This is a genomic window from Fibrobacter sp. UWB1, assembly GCF_002210325.1.
Lineage (GTDB): Bacteria > Fibrobacterota > Fibrobacteria > Fibrobacterales > Fibrobacteraceae > Fibrobacter.
Genome location: NZ_MWQL01000003.1, coordinates 100,019 through 116,477 on the forward strand (window position 1 = coordinate 100,019; position 16,459 = coordinate 116,477).

14 protein-coding genes are annotated in these 16,459 nt (G+C 51.7%); 8 read left to right on the plus strand and 6 right to left on the minus strand.

Features of this window, described 5'->3' with window-relative positions:
• The first annotated feature begins 5 nt into the window (after positions 1-5).
• The 4 genes from ftsH to B7988_RS03640 are packed head-to-tail and all read left to right on the plus strand — an operon-like array spanning position 6 to position 5,152.
• Positions 6-2,147, plus strand: a complete 2,142-nt coding sequence (gene ftsH / locus B7988_RS03625; RefSeq protein WP_170930525.1) for an ATP-dependent zinc metalloprotease FtsH — start codon at positions 6-8, stop codon at positions 2,145-2,147.
• Positions 2,147-3,019 (plus strand): dihydropteroate synthase, encoded by an 873-nt coding sequence (folP, locus tag B7988_RS03630; protein WP_088656863.1) that lies wholly within the window; start codon positions 2,147-2,149, stop codon positions 3,017-3,019. Before ftsH ends, folP begins: the two co-directional genes overlap by 1 nt.
• A complete protein-coding gene (gene cdaA, locus B7988_RS03635) occupies positions 3,016-3,858 on the plus strand; it encodes a diadenylate cyclase CdaA (protein WP_088656864.1) in 843 nt (280 codons plus the stop codon). Before folP ends, cdaA begins: the two co-directional genes overlap by 4 nt.
• 49 nt (positions 3,859-3,907) lie before the next feature.
• Positions 3,908-5,152, plus strand: coding sequence for an SUMF1/EgtB/PvdO family nonheme iron enzyme (locus B7988_RS03640; RefSeq protein WP_088656865.1), 1,245 nt, complete (start codon positions 3,908-3,910; stop codon positions 5,150-5,152).
• Positions 5,153-5,181: 29 nt separating this feature from the next.
• On the opposite strand, the gene B7988_RS03645 is transcribed toward B7988_RS03640, so the two are convergent.
• Positions 5,182-5,715, minus strand: a complete 534-nt coding sequence (locus tag B7988_RS03645; protein WP_088656866.1) for a hypothetical protein — start codon at positions 5,713-5,715, stop codon at positions 5,182-5,184.
• Positions 5,716-5,747: 32 nt separating this feature from the next.
• On the opposite strand from B7988_RS03645, the gene B7988_RS03650 reads away from it, so the two are divergent.
• Complete coding sequence (locus B7988_RS03650) at positions 5,748-6,101, plus strand: hypothetical protein (RefSeq protein WP_073322509.1); 354 nt, start codon at positions 5,748-5,750, stop codon at positions 6,099-6,101.
• Here B7988_RS03650 and B7988_RS03655 read toward each other — a convergent pair whose 3' ends face one another.
• Together B7988_RS03655 and B7988_RS03660 are read right to left on the minus strand one after the other, a co-directional pair.
• Complete coding sequence (locus B7988_RS03655) at positions 6,102-6,836, minus strand: thioredoxin-like domain-containing protein (protein WP_249268828.1); 735 nt, start codon at positions 6,834-6,836, stop codon at positions 6,102-6,104. It abuts the gene before it with no gap.
• A gap of 133 nt (positions 6,837-6,969) precedes the next feature.
• The gene (locus tag B7988_RS03660) at positions 6,970-8,157 is read right to left on the minus strand and encodes a dihydroorotate oxidase (RefSeq protein ID WP_073322339.1); all 1,188 of its coding nucleotides are present in this window, start codon (positions 8,155-8,157) and stop codon (positions 6,970-6,972) included.
• A 107-nt stretch (positions 8,158-8,264) separates the two neighbouring features.
• On the opposite strand from B7988_RS03660, the gene B7988_RS03665 reads away from it, so the two are divergent.
• A complete protein-coding gene (locus tag B7988_RS03665; RefSeq protein WP_249268829.1) occupies positions 8,265-9,653 on the plus strand; it encodes a M20/M25/M40 family metallo-hydrolase in 1,389 nt (462 codons plus the stop codon).
• Positions 9,650-10,351, plus strand: a complete 702-nt coding sequence (locus B7988_RS03670; protein WP_088656868.1) for an NAD-dependent deacylase — start codon at positions 9,650-9,652, stop codon at positions 10,349-10,351. Before B7988_RS03665 ends, B7988_RS03670 begins: the two co-directional genes overlap by 4 nt.
• A gap of 118 nt (positions 10,352-10,469) precedes the next feature.
• On the opposite strand, the gene B7988_RS03675 is transcribed toward B7988_RS03670, so the two are convergent.
• The 3 genes from B7988_RS03675 to B7988_RS03685 are packed head-to-tail and all read right to left on the minus strand — an operon-like array spanning position 10,470 to position 15,163.
• Positions 10,470-11,486: an ABC transporter ATP-binding protein gene (locus B7988_RS03675; RefSeq protein ID WP_249268830.1), complete on the minus strand. Its 1,017-nt coding sequence runs from the start codon at positions 11,484-11,486 to the stop codon at positions 10,470-10,472.
• On the minus strand, positions 11,479-12,558 hold the full coding sequence (locus B7988_RS03680; protein WP_088656870.1) for an ABC transporter permease subunit: 1,080 nt from the start codon (positions 12,556-12,558) through the stop codon (positions 11,479-11,481). The genes B7988_RS03675 and B7988_RS03680 overlap by 8 nt, the downstream gene beginning before the upstream one ends.
• A 28-nt stretch (positions 12,559-12,586) precedes the next feature.
• On the minus strand, positions 12,587-15,163 hold the full coding sequence (locus B7988_RS03685; protein WP_088656871.1) for an ATP-binding protein: 2,577 nt from the start codon (positions 15,161-15,163) through the stop codon (positions 12,587-12,589).
• Between the two features lie 59 nt (positions 15,164-15,222).
• Here B7988_RS03685 and hflX point away from each other — a divergent pair, with 59 nt between their 5' ends.
• The gene (gene hflX, locus B7988_RS03690; protein WP_088656872.1) at positions 15,223-16,392 is read left to right on the plus strand and encodes a GTPase HflX; all 1,170 of its coding nucleotides are present in this window, start codon (positions 15,223-15,225) and stop codon (positions 16,390-16,392) included.
• The last annotated feature ends 67 nt before the right edge of the window (positions 16,393-16,459 follow it).

Here is a 16,459-nt window from a genome sequence, read left to right on the forward strand (position 1 = left end):
ATTTTATGAGTCAAGGAAAACCGACCCCTCCCTACCGTAGCAAGAACTTTATCATTTTACTGGTGATGATTCTTTTGTTGTTCGTCATGTTCCCGCTCGCCGGGAAAGATGGCGAATCGGACATTACACGCACCGAATTTTTGGCCATGATGGGTGACTCCACCAAGGTGATTACCGAACTCACCTTGCAAAAGACCCCCGATGGCGTGATTATTGAAGGCAAGCGTGAAATGAGTGCCGAAGAAAAGGCCGAAGCGAAAAAGAGCCAGAGCGCGCTCGCCCGTTTCACCAAATCGGCCGACAACGGCAACACGAAATCTTTCCGCAGCCACATGCTCGAAGTGAGCAACGACCAAATTACCGCCTGGGAAATGTACAAGGGCGTCAAAGTCAAGGTCATTCACGAATCCAGCACCTGGCTCGATACGATTGTCGCGTTCCTGCCCGCGATTCTCCTGATTGTATTCTTCTACCTGATGATGAACCGCCAGATGGGTGGCGGCGGCAAGGGTCCGTTTAGCTTTGGCAAGAGCCAGGCAAAACAGTTGAACGGCAAGCAGAAGACCACCTTTAACGACGTGGCCGGCTGCGACGAAGCCAAGCAGGACTTGCAGGAACTCGTGGAATTCCTGAAGGACCCGAAGAAATTCGATGCCCTCGGCGGACGCATTCCGAAGGGCGCTTTGCTGGTTGGCCCTCCGGGTACCGGTAAGACGCTTTTGGCCCGTGCAGTTGCAGGCGAAGCAGGAGTACCATTCTTTAGCATGTCCGGTTCGGACTTTGTGGAAATGTTCGTGGGCGTAGGCGCAAGCCGCGTGCGCGACCTCTTTGAAACCGGCAAGAAAAACGCCCCGTGCATTCTGTTTATCGACGAAATCGACGCCGTCGGTCGCCAGCGTGGCGCTGGTCTCGGTGGCGGTCACGATGAACGCGAACAGACCTTGAACCAGTTGTTGGTGGAAATGGACGGCTTTACCGCCAACGAAGGCGTGATTTTGATTGCCGCCACGAACCGTCCGGATGTGCTCGACAAGGCATTGCTGCGCCCGGGTCGCTTTGACCGCCAGATTGTGGTGGGACTCCCCGACCTGAAGGGCCGCGAAGAAATCTTGAAGGTGCACCTGAAAAAGCGCAAGGTGCCGCTGGCCGACGACGTGGACGTGAAGGCTGTCGCAAAGGGAACTCCTGGTCTTGCAGGTGCAGACCTCGAAAACCTGGTGAACGAAGCAGCCCTCCTTGCCGCACGCTTCAACAACAAGAAAGTCACGATGCTCGACTTTGAAGAAGCCCGCGACAAGCTCAGCATGGGTGCCGAGCGCCGCACGCTCCTGATGACCGACGAAGAAAAGCGCCACACCGCTTACCACGAAGCAGGCCACGCTTTGATGACGCTCTTGTGCAAGCATTCTGACCCGCTCCACAAGATTACGATCATTCCACGCGGGCGCGCCCTCGGCGTGACCATGAGTCTGCCCGAACGCGACCAGGTGAGCTACAGCCGCGAATACGCCGAAGAACGCATCATGATCATGATGTCTGGCCGCCTCGCCGAACTCATCTTCTTCAACCACCAGAGCACGGGAGCCAGCAACGACATTCAGCGCGCCACGGAGCTTGCCCGCAAGATGGTGACGGAATGGGGTTTCGACGACGAAATCGGGCCGGTCTGCTACAGCCGCACCGACGGCGAAGTGTTCCTCGGCCGCGAAATTAGCAAGCCGAAGGAAATGTCCGAAATGATGGCCGAAAAGATCGACAATGCGGTGAACAACCTCATCAAGCGTCTGAACCAGGCCGCCAAGAAACTCATCGAAGAGAACAAGGACAAACTCATCGACCTCGCCGAAGCGCTGTTTGAATTCGAAGTGCTCGACCGCGAAGAAATTGACCGCGTAATGGCTGGAGAGAAACTGACCGGCACCAAGAAGAGTCGCCAGTACAAGGCGCTCGAAGAAATGGAAGAAAAGAAGAAGCGCGAAAATACGCCGCCGCCTGACCCGGGCAAACAGCCGCCGGTAGCACCGGTCACTGATGCACCCGTAGCCGAAATCAAGCCCGCGCCCGCCGCCGGAACGACTCCGGCAAGCGATGACGCCCATACCGAAACGCTGAAATCCTCTGAAGACGCAAAACAGGAAAATTCGTAATGTTCAAAGAAGTTCTGGATCATAGCCGCTCTCTCCCCTGGAAAATCGGCAACAAGGTTCTGCCTTGCAAGACCCCGCTAATCATGGGTATCGTGAATGTGACTCCGGACAGCTTTTTTGACGGTGGCAAGCACAACAAGCCTGACGCCGCTTACGAACACGCCTTGATGCTCCTGGAGCAAGGCGCCGAAATCTTGGACATCGGTGGCGAAAGCAGCCGCCCAGGAAGCGCACCAGTCAGCCTGCAAGAGGAACTGGACCGCGTGTGCCCCGTGGTTGAACGCCTCGCAAAACTCGCCAAGGAACGCGAATTCTACATCTCGGTCGATACGGTCAAAGCAAAGGTTGCTGCCGAAACCATGAAACTCGGAGCGCACATCATCAACGACATCAGCGCCTGCGCCATGGACCCGAATATGCTCCAGACCGTCGCTGACACCAAGGCCGCCGTAGTACTCAACCACATCCGCGGAAACTTCGGCACCATGCAGCAGGACTTCAAACCGTACACGAACGTGGTACAGGAAGTCCGCGAAGAACTCTTGTCGCAGGTGAAAAAGCTTTTGGACCTAGGCGTCGAGCGCGAAAAAATTTGCATCGACCCGGGCATTGGATTCGGGAAAACCGCGCAGGACAACATCGATTTGATGAAATCCACCGAAGAATTCTTGAAAGACGGCTACCCCGTTCTCATCGGAACCTCTCGCAAGTCCTATATTGGAAAAATGCCCGGCCTCGAAACAAGCGACCGCCTGATTCCGACCGTTACGGCAGGAATCGTTGCCGTACTCGGTGGCGCCAGCTGCATTCGCGTGCATGACGTGAAAGAGGCCAAGGAATCTCTGCTTTATTTGGAGGCTCTGAGAACATGATTCTGTTTAAGCTATTCGGGATTATCGATGTGCGTCCGGCAGATATTCTGGACGTGCTCCTGATTTCGATTATCATCTACTACATCTTCTTGCTGTTCCGCGGAACCCGCGCCGCCCAGATGATTTTCGGTGGTTTGCTTTTGATTCTCGCCTGGATTATTGCGCAATGGTGGGAACTCCATACCGTCGTGTGGCTTATCAGTAACCTTGCAACCCTCGGTATTATCGCGCTTGTGATTCTTTTCCAGCCCGAAATTCGAAGCGCCCTCACCCGTATCGGTCAGGCCGCCAGTAAGCTCGACTTTCACAACCTGTTTTTCCATTCCAGCGGTCTCGACGAAATCACCAAGACAATCGCTAGCGCCTGCCAGGACTTGGCAAAAACGCACACGGGAGCCCTGATTGTGCTTGAAAAGCGCGTGGGCCTGCGTAACTACGCCGACACCGGTGAAATCTTGGACGCCCGAATCAGTTCTAGACTTTTGCGCGCCCTCTTCTTCCCGAATTCCGCTTTGCACGATGGTGCAGTCATCATGAACACCAAGCGCATTATTGCCGCCGGCTGTATTTTGCCCATGCCCACGGGTAACGCCGAAAAAGAAGCGGGCTACGGTATGCGTCACCGCGCCGCCAAGGCATTGGCTGCCGAATGCGACGCCCTCGTGATCGTGGTGTCCGAAGAAACGGGCTATATCTCTATCGCCTACCGTAACACGCTGCGCCGAAACATCAGCGTTGCTGAACTCAAGCAAGAAATTATCCGCCACTGGGGCGAACTCTTTAACGACGTGCGTGAGTCTGCTAAGACCGAAATTGCAGAAGAAGGTGCGAGGAACTGAGGTTTGAGGTCGCTTCGCTTTGAGGAATGAGGAATCTAAGGAAAATTTTATGACTGAAAAAAACAACGAAGAGCAGTTGAAGAATAAACGCAAGAAAAAGAATATTGCGATTCTCGTGTTGATGTTCCTCTTGCTGGTGACCCTTTTTATTGTGCAGTGCCACCTGGACCAAATTAAGCAAGACGCGCTCGCGAAGGAACAAGAGACAGCCCTTGAAATACAGCGCCGCCACACGCTTGATAGCTTGCGCGCCTTGGAACAGGCCCGCGCCGACAGCATCCGTATGGCAGATTCTTTAGCAAAACTTAGCGCCGACAGCGCACGCATCGCCGATAGTCTGCGCATTGCAGACTCTTTAGCGGCTCTCCAGAACAACGTGAACCGCGACAGCATCCGCCATGTACGTGACAGTCTGAACCGCATCAAGGATAGCCTCGCCGCTATCGAAAAGGCTCGCCAGGATAGCCTGCAGCGCATCGCCGATTCCTTGGCCGTCATCGAAAAAGCCAAAGCCGACTCTCTCGAAAAGAAGCGCATTCAAGACAGTATTCGCGCCGCCGACCAAGTGCCGCCCGTTGCCGAAATCGCACCGCCCGCAGGCCGCTACTACGACCCCATCAAGCTCAAGGTCAAGTGCGAAGAAATCAAGTGCAAGACATTCCTCTCCATTGGCGATACGCTCCACGCCCAAGAAGCGGGCAAAGCCATTGAATACAACAAGACCGGAAGCGTATTCTTCTACGCCGTAGACTCCGTGGGGAACCGCTCCGCTTGGGAAGAAGCCAAGTACGACATGGCCAGCGACAACGTTTGCGGCAAGAACGCCTACCCCGTTCCGCTCGGAGGCAAGACCGTTTGCGTAGACGCCTACGAATACCCGAACAAGGCCGACGAACTCCCCCGCGACATGGTGAGCCAGGAACAGGCCGCAAGTTTGTGCCAGCAAGAGGGCAAGCACCTCTGCAGCCTCGCCGAATGGCAGGCCGCTTGCAAGAGCAAGGACAACACGCGCTACAGCTACGGCGACAGCTATAAGCAGAACAAGTGCAACACCAACACCAAAGCCGCCAAGCGCAGCGGCCGTAAGGAACAGTGCCGCAGCTGGTACGGCATGTACGACATGAACGGAAACCTCTGGGAATGGACATCGACCACGAGCAAGGATCACCCGAACATGTACCTGGTCGCTGGCGGTGCCTGGAACACCAACAACGAAAGCAAGTGCACCGACAACAAGTTCAGTTTCTACCCGCAGAACCAGTACCCGAACGTAGGGTTCAGGTGCTGTAAGTAAATTCGGATTTCAGAATTCGGAGTTCGAAATTATTCCGTCATCTCCACATGCAGGTGCTCCATTTCACCTTTTTCCCAGAGCACCTTGAATCGCGGCCCGAGTTTATCTTGGGCCATTTCTACAACCTGACGGCGCTTGTCCATAGGCATATCGACAATACGGAAATCCATCGCCGCATTCTTGTAATGCTTTGAATTTTTCTTGTGGTAAGGGTAATCGTTTCCGCTAGTAATCACAGGCACGTAATCATCACCCATCACTTTATGGTAGCAGCGAATGATTTCTAGACCAGCAGTATCCATGACCGGAAGCAAGCTTTCCAGATAAACACCTTCTTTCTGGCGAGTACGTTTGAGCAACAAGCGATGGACTTCGCGCTGGTTGAAGGGTTTCAGGTTCAAATGGCGCATGTATTCTTCGGCAGACCAAGTGTCTTCGACCTGTTTGGGCTCGTAATGCGGAATCGGTCGATCATTGGCCTTAATGAGTCGATATACCCCAAATAAGGCTAGAATCGCCAATATTGGAGCAAGCAAATACAAATGTTTAACAAAAAATTGCATTTTAGTGCTTTCAAAAATACTATTTTATGGGCATGAAGAAAGTTATTCTTATTTCCGCATCTCTTATTTCCTCGATGTTCCTTTTCGGCTGCGGCGACAACGCCAACTATACTGGCTGCTGGAAGGGCGAAGCCAATATGATTTTTGAAGTCTTGAGTGAAAACAACCAAGACTTTACGATTCGCAACGTAAACGGAGACCTCTCCGCCACCATTCAAGAAGGCAAGCTTTGCGGCAAGAATACACTTGACATGCCATACTGCATGAGCGTGAAGGGTGACTCCGCTTACTATGAATTCGGCGGCATTACCACGGGTTACGCCCGCATCAGCAAAGAAGAATACGAAGATATCTTCGCTTCTCAGAAAAAAGCGGCTATTGAATAATTAATCCAGAACGTCCTTCAGGATTTGTTCAATCATGTATTCGGTCGGAGCTCCGCTCCAGACCCGCTTGATGTAACCATCTTTATCTAACAGCATGAGTGTCGGAACAGCGTGGATGCCATAGCGCATCCACATTTCTTTTTTGGCGTCACGATAAAGCGGATACGGCGACGCATGCTGGTGAGCGTAGAAATCATTCAGCACGTCTACAGATTCGTCTGCAATACCGATGATTTCGACCCCCTTGTCGCTGTACTTTTTATAGATGTTTGCCAGCACCGGGAGCGTCTTGCGGCAAGGACCGCACCAGGTAGCCCAAAAGTCGAGCAAGGTGGCCTTCGGTTTTGCCTTACGCTTTTCACCGTTCTTGTAGAAGTTTTCGCCAAACTTGGCGATTTTACTGCCGATGGCGGAGCCCGTGAGACTGCTGATGTCATCGGGGCGTTCTGTGAGGGCGACCGTCAGCGTTTTCTTTTTACCCTCGCGCACGATTTCGATTTTGACCTTTTGCCCGGCCTTGTGGCCAGCAACCGCCGACTGAATCTGAGCCATAGCGGTAAGCGTTTGACCTTCGACGCCAATAATCTGGTCGCCCGCAACCATGCCCGCCGTAAAGCAGCCCGATTCCGGATGCACGCCGATAACGTTCAAGGCGAGGTGATTTTCGAAACTCGCCTTTTTAAAGGTAACACCGAGCCACGGGACTGCAAAGGAGATTCCTGTTGCAAGAAGCAAGAAAAATAAGGTTTTATGAAAAAGAAGTAATGGTTTCATTTTATGAGAGATGTGAGATGTGGAATGTGAGATGAGATCTTAATTTCACACTACACATTTCACATTACAAATTGCACTTGTGTCTTGAACGAAACTAAACGGCTTTAGTTTGCTTGGGGTTGTGGTCGTCGTAGTCCGCAAGCGTCTTGTAGCCCGTTTCAAATAGGGCCGCTTCAAGTTCCTTACGCATGGCATGTGCCGCCATCCAGCGGAAGGCCACCACCGAATAGCATTCCACAGCATCGACACCCAACTTGATCAAGTCAAAAATCTTGAATCCGTGGTCAATGCCACCACAGGCAATCACGCTAATCTGGGGGTAATGCTTGCGGATGTAGGTTACATTCCACATCATGTTTTCGTAGAGCGGCCTGCCCGACATGCCGCCGCAGTCACCATCGGCGCGAAGCGGAGTCAAGTCTTCGAACTTGGTTTCAACCGGGAGCTCGCTAATCTTCTTGGTCGGGTAAGTATTGCCCACCACCACGCCGTTCACGCCCGTACGAACAATCATGTCCATCACGTTTACCAGGTGACGTTCCGACAGGTCCGGGCTAATCTTGGCATACACGGCCTTACGGATGGCCTGCGCATTACGGTACTTCATGATTTCACCGAAAATACGTTCGGTCAGCGACAAGTCCATGTCCACACGGGATTCGCCGGTATTGGGGCAGCTCAAATTGATTTCGATAAAGTCGCCGGCCTTGTAGGCGATAGCGAAACTTTCGAGCAAGTCCTTCAGCTTTTCTTCGTCATCGGTGAGGCCCGGAGTTTCAGCCACGGACACGCCTACGCAAAGACCGACCTTGTGGGCCTTGGTCAGCTGTTCGTCGGCACGACGAGCGATGACTTCGACGCCTTCATTGTTCAGGCCCATGCTATTATGGATAGCACGGTCTTTTTCCAAAAAACCGATACGCGGGCGGTGCGTATTGCCCTCACGGAACCTGCGGGTCGCAGTCCCAACCGTAATACCACCAAAGCCCATATTCGCATAATCGCAAATGCGCTTGGCAGTCTTGTTGGCTCCGGCCGCCAAAATGATGGGGCAACCGAGATACAGAGAATTGCTGTGGTCCGGGAATGAGATAACGCGCTTGAGAGTCTTGCTCAAGTCGGGGCGACCACCCATAAAAGGAATGTAGGGGGCAAACCGGGCTGCATGTTTCAAAGAATCGTGGCGGAATTCGGGATATTTGTGAAAAATGCGGCGAATGAGCGCCAAAACACGGTCGCCAAAGTTCAGGTAATATTCGTGATTCACGCAGTTGAAAGACATGGGAATTCCTTTTGCCGAAACTTATATCAAAAAAATAGAAAATATCACCCTTGGGCGACCATTTGGGAATTCGTTTTCTATTTTGTTTAGGCGAAAGAGGGCTAAAAATGGAACAGAAAATGATTGATTCTATTGTCTCGGCAATACACACGAAAATGCCGGAATACATCAAGACCTTAAGCGATCTGGTGAGTATTCCCTCCATTAGTTTTGACAATTTTGACCAAAAATACGTACTGGAATCCGCAGAAGCCGTGAAGCAGCTTTTTTTGGACGCAGGACTAACCAACGTGCAATTTTTGCTGCCGCCAAGCGGTCGCCCGTCTGTATACGGCGAAAGCTTGACCAGCCCCGACAAGCCGACAGTGCTTTTGTACGCTCACCACGACGTACAGCCTCCCATGCGCGAAGCACTTTGGAACACCAAGCCCTTTGAAGCAAGCCACCAAGGCGACCGACTCTATGGCCGCGGCACCGCCGACGACAAAGCGGGCATCGTGACCCACCTGGCCGCCCTCGAGCAGGTGCGCGCCTGGAAAAAGAACGACGGTCCGAATCTCAAGTTTTTGATTGAAGGCGAAGAAGAATCCGGAAGTGCCGGCTTTGAAGTCATTTTGAAGAAGAACGCCGAACTCCTGAAATGCGACGCCGTGATTGTAGCAGACCTCGGAAACTTCGCCAAGGGCACCCCCTCGATTACCACGACACTCCGCGGCATGAGTGCGGTGAACGTGGAACTCAAGGCAACCAAGGCTCCGCTCCATTCCGGAAGCTGGTCGGGTCCGATTCCTGACCCCGGTCAAGTACTTTGCCGCATGATTGCAAGCTTGACTGATGGCAAGGGCAACATCTTGATTCCGAATTTCGAAGACACCCTGGTGCCGCCGACCGAAGCAGAACTCGCCTCGTACAAGAGCCTCGGCATGACCGAAAAGATTTTCCGCAACGACGGCGGCATTCTGGAAAGCGTCAAACTGAAAGTGCCCGAAGACGAAATTCTCTTGTCACTGTGGCGCAGGCCCTCGGTCGTGGTGACCGCCATGGAAGTCGGCAGCCGTACCAACGCCGGTAACGTTTTGCAAAACTCTGCCTACGCACGCATCGGCATTCGCCTTGCCCCCGGCATGAACGCCGATGTCGCTACCCAGCAGCTAGTGGAATTCTTGCAGGCGCAAGTCCCCTACGGCCTGCAATGCAGCATCACTACCGAAGATGGCGCAAACCCCTTTGTGACCGATACCACTCACCCCTTCTTCCAGAAGATGAGCGAATCCATGGCAAAGGCATACAACACCGAGACCAAATTTATTGGTTGCGGAGCAAGCATTCCGGGCGCAGAACTGTTCCGCAATACCTTCGGAGACATTCCTATTTTGCTGACTGGGCTTGAAGACCCCGAATGCAACGCCCACGGCGAAAACGAAAGCCTTTACCTGCCCGACTTCGAGCACGGTATTGTTGCCGAAACCCTTTTCTTTGGAGGAATCTGCGAATGAGTTCTACCAAATTTCCAAGACTTGTCGTTTTAACTGGTGCAGGCATCAGCGCTGAATCAGGACTGCGCACCTTCCGCGGCAACGACGGCATGTGGGAGCACGAAAACATTGACGACGTGTGCACGCCCGAAGGCTACTACCGCGACAAGAAGCGTGTGAAGGATTTCTACAACTTCTTACGCAAGGGACTGAAGGAGCACGAACCGAACGCCGCCCACTTTGCGCTTGCAGAACTTGAAGAACGCTTGGGCGATGACTTTTTGCTCGTGACCCAGAACGTAGACAACTTGCATGAGCGCGCGGGCTCCAAGCGCGTATTGCACATGCACGGCGACTTGATGCGTCTTACTTGCGAAAAAAATCCGAAGCATGAATTCATTTTCGAGGGCGAAGAAACGCTGGATACGCGCTGTCCGTTCTGTGGTGGCATGAGCCGCCCGGATATCGTTTTCTTTGGCGAGCAGCCTCTTTACATGGAAGAAATCCAGGACGCCCTAAGGCATTGCAAGGAATTCGTGTACATTGGCACGAGTAGCGTAGTCTATCCCGCCGCCGGTTTCAAGAGTTTTGCGAAAAGTTTTGGCGCAAAGGTGACTTGTTTGAACTTGGAAGTTCCGACAAGCGACCCGTACACCGATGTTTTTGTGGAAGGCAAGGCGACAGAAATTGTGCCCAAGTGGTGCAAGGAATTCAAGTAATCCCAGAAACAAGATTCTTTTGGAGCCTCACGATTGGGATTTTACTAACGTAAAATCTATTTAAGACTTTTTTTGAAAAAGCGTTAGCTTTTTCGAATTCGTGTGACAAAAAATTCAATCAAATCATAAAACAATTTGCTTCGTGGTTCGAAGAGCCCGGAGCTTTTTGTTTTGGCGGAACAACTTCGCTGCGGCATTGTTCGGTGCATTTTTCACAGCGGTCCGCAAATCGGCACCCCTGCGCAAAGTCGCGCGGATGCGGCACCGAGCCTGGAATAGACTTCATTGTTCGCATATCGCTGTGGTTCTCGGGAATGGCAGCCAGCAACCCTTGCGTATACGGGTGCATCGGAGAATCAATCACGTCGCGAACGGCACCTGTTTCAACAATACGCCCGGCGTACATGACCGCGACGCGGTCTGCATATTGCGACACGATTCCCATATTGTGCGTAATCAAGAGCACTGCAGTCCCTGTGCGGTTCGCCATATCCTTGAGTACTGCAAGCACCTGTGCCTGCACCGTAACATCGAGAGCCGTCGTCGGTTCGTCGGCGATAATGAGCTTGGGTTTAGAAAGCAGAGCCATCACAATGCATACACGTTGCAACATGCCGCCCGAAAGTTCATGCGGATACGAATTCAGCACACGGTCGATATCCTTGAAGCCTGCCGATGCAAGCATTTCGCGGATAGTCGCAAGACTATCGCCCTTGATGCCGCAGAACTTGAAAACCTCCAGCAGTTGCTTCTTGATGGTCAGTACAGGATTCAAGGCCTGCATGGGTTCCTGAAAGATGCATGCGATTTCGGAGCCGCGGACTTTTTGCAAGTCTGCAAGCGGCAACTTCGCGAGATCTACCGGCGATGCATTTTCGTCTGCGCGATACAACACCGAGCCCTCGACAATTTGCGCGCTCGGTTGCGGCAACAAGCGCAGAATGCTCATGGCCGTCACACTCTTTCCGCAACCGGACTCGCCCACCAGCGCAAAGAATTCGCCCTGACTGATTTTGAACGAGACCTTGTCTGTCACCTGCAACGGCTTAACGCCTTCGCGGGGTTTGCCCTTCTTGTCGAAACCGAAAGCCACCGAGAGATCGCGCACCTGCAAAACCGGCAAAGAATTAGACATATCTATCTCCCGACTTCGGATCCATTGCATCTCGCACGCCTTCGCCTACGAACGTAGTGAGGAGCAGCGTGACGAACAAAGCTGCCACCGTGCTTACAGAAATCCACGGCGCATAAAGGTTGTTGAGGCCCTGACTCATGAGTTCACCCCAGCTAGGTGTTGGCGGTTGCAGGCCAAAGCCCAAAAAATCCAACGAAGTCAGGCTACCGATTCCGCCAATCAGCGTAAACGGGAACAACGTGACCACAGGCGTCATTGCATTCGGCAAGATTTCCTTGAAGAATATATGGCGATGCCCCATGCCCAAGACCTTGGCCGATTGCACGTAAGTCATACCGCGCAACTTTAAGAATTCCGCACGCATGTAGTAACTCAGCGAAATCCAGTTGAAGGCAGCCATAATCAAAATCAAAAGCCAGAAGCTACGGCCATAAATGCTGCCGATCAAAATCACCACGTAAAGCATCGGGAGCGACGACCAGATTTCGATAAAGCGCTGCATACCCGTGTCCCAGAACTTGCCAAGATAACCTTGAATACCGCCAATCACAATGCCCAGGAAGGTTCCCAGCACCGTCAAAAGCAGGCTAAAGCTAATGCAAATGCGGAACCCATGAATCAGACGAGCCAGCACATCGCGGCCATTGCTGTCGGTTCCAAGCCAATGTCTTGCACTGGGAGCAAAGGGCGGCGTTCCGTCTTCGCTCAAGTCCGCCTTTAGCGGGTCGTGCGCAATCGGGGGCATAATCGTCCAGATTTCGGGGCAGCCTCCGGCACGCGTAAAGCCCTCGGCGGCATCTTCCTCGCATTCTCGCACCGCGGCAAACAACTTGCCGTAATCGGCTTCAGTCTGGTATTCTCCGCCAAAATCCGCATCACTATAGCGGACAAACGCCGGAAAATACGTCTTTCCCTGGTAGCGCATCAGAAGCGGTTCGTCGTTAACGGTCCAAGGGCTCGTGAGCGACAACAGGTACGCCACCACAAGCACCACAAGCGACCAGAAAGCCCGCTTGTTCTTGCGGAAACGCTTCAGGCGATTCAAGGTTTCTTGTGTCAGGCGAATTTTCATGCAACAAATTTATTAAAAGGCAATTCCATTACTTCAACAATCGCATAATCAACGCGAACAATTGCGCGAAATCGATCGGTTTTGTCACGTATCCATTGACGCCGGCATCAAAAGCAGTCTGTTTTTCTTCTTCAAATGCACTTGCCGACAAGGCGATAATAGGCAACCTCGACTTGCGGCGATCCTCCATTTTACGAATTCGAGCAGTCGTTTCTAGGCCGTCACCCTTAGGCATCTTTATATCCATCAGCACGACATCGAACGAACCTGCCGGAGACATATCGATTTTTCGATAGCAGTCGTTACCGGTATTGACACTGACGACATCGGCATTGACTGTTTCAAGCATGCTCGAAACGATTTCAATCGTTTGCGGGTCATCATCGGCCACCAGGATTCGCTTTCCTGCAAGGGATTTCTTAAACGGAGATTCCTCGACAGGAGTTTCTTCTATCTGGTCATCGGCAATCTGGTGCGGAGTTACTACCACGACTCGGGTACCCTCGCCCACTCGACTTGTAATCTTCACTGTTCCGCGCATCAAGTCGACTAGCTTTTTCACGATACTCAGTCCAAGGCCGGTGCCATCGATACCGCGGGTAAGCGCACTCTGCTCACGTTCAAAAAGTTCAAAGACCTTCGGCAGGAATTCTTCCGAAATGCCCACGCCCGTATCTTCGACAATCATTTCGATGTAGCACATTCCCGGAGTTTCGTGCGGCAAGTCGCGTAGCGAAATACGGACAAGTCCTCCCGCGCGGGTGTACTTGATGGCGTTGCTCACGATATTCAAGAGAATCTGGTGGAACTTGACCTTATCCACATACACGCAGCGGGACTTGATATTGCGAGAAACCTGCAGCATGACACTCTTTTGCCTAGCAGTCTGTTCAAAAGTCGATATCAGGTCTTCGCTTAGCGTAGCGGTCAATGCCGGGTGTTCTTCAAGTTTTTCGTAGCCTGATTCGATTGTCGTAAGGTTCAAGACCGAATTGATCATATCGAGCAAAAGCGTGCCTGCCGACTGAATCCCCCTCATGTAGTAATTCAGCATCGAAGATTGAGCTTCGGGCAAGTTCAAGTTCAGCAAATACTTTTGGGCAAGAATTCCATAGCCAAGAATCGCATTCATCGGAGTTCGAATGTCATGGCTAATATTGAACAAGAAGTTCGATTTCGCCTTGTCGGCACGTTGTGCGCGGTCGAGCGCCTTCACAAGCGCCACGCGCTGTTCGTTCAGTTCCTTGCGTTTTTCAAGTTCGGCATTCATGGATTCATCGACAAGCTTGATACCCATGACAAATTCCGGGCGATCCTTGGAGGGCTTGACATAGTGAACCTGCATGTAATGGATAACACCGCCTCTGGAAATGCGGTAAATGAACTCAAAACGGTTATGCTTCAGAAATTCGTGATTTAGGCGTTCCAAGTTGATAACGCGGTCAAAAAGCGGGCGATCTTCAAGCAGCACCATGCGATTAACGTATAGAGACGTCAGTTGGTCATAATGCGGAGACTTGTCGAAAGCGTCTTGCATATAGCGCGATACATTCTCGTTAATGCAATAGCTTTCGCTTTGACCGGTCTTGGAATCAATGACGAAGGCACTCCCATATGAATCCGTAAGCGCATTGATGACGTTCAGGTGCTTACCTTCTAATTCGCTACGCAAGCGACGATTGGTACGGTAAACCGAATGGATATAGATGATAAAGAAGAGCAGGACAAAGAAGAGCGCAAAGAAAGACTTTAGAATAATAATCTTGGTTACACCAGTCAGCACATGGTAAGGCACCATTTGTACCACGAACCACCCCAGTTCGTTTGCCGGCATAACGCATGCAATCGACGTACCATATTCCGTAGTAAACCTGAAAGCCTTCGGTTCCTTGAGAACGGCATTCTTTTTGAACATGTCAAAAATATCTGCCGTGAAAAAATCCTGGGCACGCTCTTCAAAAGATTTTCCGTAATCGTTCTCGACAATGTTTGACGTGATTATGTGCAGTTCGCCGTCACATACAAGCGCCACCGTAGATTCCCCATTCACCGTATTCTTGAGCAAGGGCAAAAGGTCTTTTTGACCACCCAAGATTCCGGAAATTACGCCAATCACGGAATTGTTGTAATAAAGAGGGGTATATACGTTGATTTTAGATTCACTGAAGGTTTTGGCTTTGTAATCGATCCAAACACCAGACCTCCCCATGATTCCCTGACGGAAAAAATCACTTTCAGAAACATCAATCGGTTCCTCGTCGTAAGAAAGCTTTAGGCCGTCTTTACGAATATACTCAATCCTTGAAAAAGGGACCTCGTCCATCATCGACAAGAACGCCGATTCCGGACGACGAAGTTCCGGGCCATCCATTTTCTTGGACACGGAATGAGAAACAAGCTTAATGCTGCTTTTTGCGTATTTCAGTTTTTCAGTCAGTTCCGAAGACATGCGACGCGTATCTTGCACAATCGATTCTTCGACCTGCTTAAAATAGGTTTCGCGAGCAATCAAGGCATAAACAACAACAAGAATAACCACCGCAATCGCAACCGCGATAATGGCTGGGCTTAAAGGCATCCAACGTTTTAACTTAAACTTTTTCATGGCAAATCAAATTGTATACAGCAATTATAACAAAAAGTTTTTTCTAATATGTAGCTCGTATGAAGGATTTGACCATTGAACACAAGCCACAAAAAGAACGCTGCATTCTTGTCGGGATTTCTACACCCAAAGTGCGTCCTTGGCTTGCTACCGAACAGCTTGCAGAACTTGGAAGACTTGCTGAAACTGCAGGTGCCGAAGTCGTGCAGAGTTTTTTACAACGAGTGCAGAATTTCAGTCCGGCAACGCTCATTGGCGAAGGCAAGGTAAACGAAGTCAAGCGCGCCCTCGAAGAACAAGACGCCAAGATGGTCGTGTTCGACGACGATCTTTCGGGCTCGCAAGTTCGTAACCTGGAGCAGAGACTCCCTGGAATCAAGGTTCTCGACAGAACCGGCCTTATTCTCGACATTTTTGCAAAGCATGCCATTACCGCCGAAAGCCGCTTAATGGTTGAAGTGGCGCAGTTACAGTACATGATGCCACGCCTCACTGGCGCATGGACTCACCTTTGCCGCCAGCACAATGGAGGTATCGGCACCAAGGGCCCTGGTGAAACCCAGCTCGAAACCGACCGCCGCATGATCCGCAAACGCATCCAGGAACTTAAAAAGAAGCTTGAAAAAATCGAGGACGCCCGCGAAAGCCAGGCAGAAAACCGTAACGACATTTTCCACATCGGAATCGTAGGCTACACGAACGCGGGCAAGTCTACGCTGACCAACCGCTTGACCGGCGCCGATGTATACGTAGAAGACAAGCTGTTCGCCACCCTCGACAGTACCACACGAAAACTCTATTTGGACGGCGAAAACATCATTTTGTCAGACACAGTCGGTTTTATCCGCAAACTTCCGCACAACTTAATCGAGACCTTCAAGAGTACGCTCGGCGTGGCCGCCCATGCAGACTGCATTTTGGAAGTCGTTGACGGTTCTGCGCCCGATTACCGCGAGCACCTCGAAGTCACGCACCGAACGCTCGAAGGCATTATCAGCCCCGAAACACCGAGAATCCGCGTATTCAACAAGGCCGAAATCTGCGACGAGGCACGCCGTACGGAACTCCGCGAGAATTATCCCGAGGCAATCCAGGTGAGCGCCCGCGAAAACATCGGCATGGAACGTCTCAAGGAAACCTTCAAGAATCAGCTCGCCGCCTGGCACAAAAAGCGCGAAGCCCACGAACAGAAAGAGAAGGAACGCAGCGAAGCCCCGTGGAAAGAGTAAACGAACAGCGAATTATCTTCATTATAAGGCTTTTCGTCGTAAAAAAGCAAAAAAAGTAACACAAATT